The sequence below is a fragment of the Nocardia wallacei genome, assembly GCF_029869545.1.
Lineage (GTDB): Bacteria > Actinomycetota > Actinomycetes > Mycobacteriales > Mycobacteriaceae > Nocardia > Nocardia wallacei_A.
The window spans coordinates 1-2,221 of record NZ_JARWQD010000004.1 but is presented as its reverse complement, the minus strand read 5'-3'; the positions used below and the strand labels follow the sequence as shown (position 1 = coordinate 2,221).

2 protein-coding genes are annotated in these 2,221 nt (G+C 72.1%); both read right to left on the bottom strand.

Going from position 1 to position 2,221, the window contains the following annotated elements; translation table 11 throughout:
* On the bottom strand, positions 1–983 hold a 983-nt coding region (dpgD, locus tag QH290_RS00045; RefSeq protein WP_280381607.1), incomplete at its 3' end, for an enoyl-CoA-hydratase DpgD.
* Positions 980–2,221, bottom strand: a 1,242-nt coding sequence (gene dpgC, locus QH290_RS00040) for a (3,5-dihydroxyphenyl)acetyl-CoA 1,2-dioxygenase DpgC (protein WP_280381606.1), incomplete at its 5' end; no start/stop codon positions are given. The genes dpgD and dpgC, both read right to left, overlap by 4 nt.

The following is a 2,221-nucleotide window of genomic DNA, read 5'->3' as shown; positions in this document are numbered from 1 at the left end:
GCCCCGTGGTGCACCAGCACACGCAGCTCGGGTGCGAAGCGGGGGGCCGCGCGCGGCCAGGTGGCGACCCCCCCCAACGGGCAGACCCGCACCCGCGGCGGGGGGGGGGGATGTCTTTGGGGGGGGTGTGGTTGGTGGGGGGGGTTGTGTTGGTTCTTTTTTGTTTGGGTGGGGGGTTGGGGCCCGCCCCGGGGGGGGGGGCTTCCCACCCCCCCGCCGCCCGGGCCCTCCTCGGAGTCGGCGGAGTGCATGCGAACGGTCTCCCAGTGGTATTCGCCGCCGAAGGCGTCGGGCAGGGACTCGGTAATCGATTCGGCCGCAACCTGTTTGATCGCGCGCACCGACAGCGGCGCGCAGGCGAGCACATCGGCCACCCACCGATCCACGCAGGCGTCCAGCGCCTCCGGATCGACCACCTCGTTGACCAGGCCGAGTTCGGCGGCGCGCGCGGCCGACATCCGCCGCCCGGTCAGCAGGTGCCCCATCGCCACCCGGTACGGCGCCTGGCGGGGCAGCCGGAACACCCCGCCCGCGCCGGGGATCAGGCCGAGTTTCGCCTCGGTGAGCCCGAATTGGGCGTCCGAGGCGGCGATCACGATGTCGCTGGCGAGTACCAGTTCGAAACCGCCGCCGAGGGCGTAGCCGCGCACCTTGGCGATGATCGGCTTGGCGAACCCGAACCGTTCGGTGATCCGGGGGAAGCCGGGCTTACCGGCACTGCCGAACGACGACCGGGCGGTGCCGGAGTCGATCCTGCCGACCAGCTCCTTCAGATCCTGGCCGACCGAAAAGGCCCGCCCCCCTTGCCCGCTCAGCACGACGGCCCAGATGCCGTCGTCGGCTTCGATGTCGTCCCACACCCGCGCCAGCTCCGCGTGCATGCGCAGGTTCATCGCGTTGAGCACCTCGGGGCGGGCCAGCTCCACGGTGGCCACGCGCCCGCCCTTGCGGTACTCGACGGTGGACAGGCCGGTGAGCGTCATCGGCCCACCCCGCTGCCGAAGCGGCGCACCTTCGCCAGAACGTCCGCGCCGTAGAACCGCAGCGCCTGCTGTCGCGCGAATTCCGCCATGTAGCAACGGAAGACGTCCTGCGGCTCCTCCGCGGCGACGACCATGTGCTTGTTGGCCACGACCGCCTCGGCGGCGAGTCTGCGCGCGGCCCGGTCGATCTCGCCGTCCATCTCCGCGGTCTCGACGACGGTGTCGAAGACGAGCCTGGCCTCGGGTTCGGTCGCGTATATCCTGCGGCCCCACAGGATCACGTCCCGCGAGAGCCGGTGGTCGCTGGAGCGCCCGAGCCGCAGATTCGCAGCCCCCGGGACGATGCCCTCCCGCGCGGCGGGGAGGCTGAAATAGGCGTCCGCACCGGCGATCACGCGGTCGAAGACGAGCAGCAGCTGCGCTCCCCCGCCGATGGCGAACGAATCCACCGCCGCGACCCAGGGTTTGGTGACCGGCATGTCGTCCCCGATCGCCAGCCCGCGCAGAATCTTCGCGATGTACCCGGTTTCGCGGCCGAGGATGAAATCGACGAACGAGATCTTCCCCTCGTGCAGGTGGGTGAGGTTGATGCCCGCGCTGAACACGCGCCGCCCGCGATAGCGCGGATGGTCCATCACCCCGCCGCGCAGCACACCGACCCGCGAATTCGGGTCCAGCAGCACCAGATCCACCGCCGTCTCCAGGTCGGCGACGTGCTGATCGTCCTCGGCGTTGAGACAGTGCGTATTGGTGATGGTGACGGTCGCGGTGGTGTCGGTGCGGGTCACCGTCGCCGCGGGCAGGGCGACGGACCCGGTGGCCGCGAACTCGTCGGCCAACTCACGCGCGCGCCGGGTCGGGGCGCGCATGGCGTCGAGGAGATGGTTGCCCGCCACCGGATCCGCGAAGACGGCCGAGAAGAACAGGCCCTGATCCACCTCCCAGCCCTCCTTCGCCGCCTGCGGCAGCCCGGCGTCGGCCGCGAGCTGTTCCTCCGACGGCAGCAGCCCGGGGAACAGATCCGTTGCGGTGCTTGCCAATTCGGGCAAACGACGGGATTCCCGGTGGTCCGCGGTCGCGGCGCGGTAGACATCGGAGACGTGCCGCCGCAGGAAGTCTCGCCGCAGCGACCGCAGCGACCGGTGTGGGGGGGCCCCCCCCCCCGGCGCCCCGGCGGGGCGCGAGAGGGCCCGGCCCCCCCCCCCCCCCCCCCCCCCGGGGAGGGCGGGGGCGCCGGG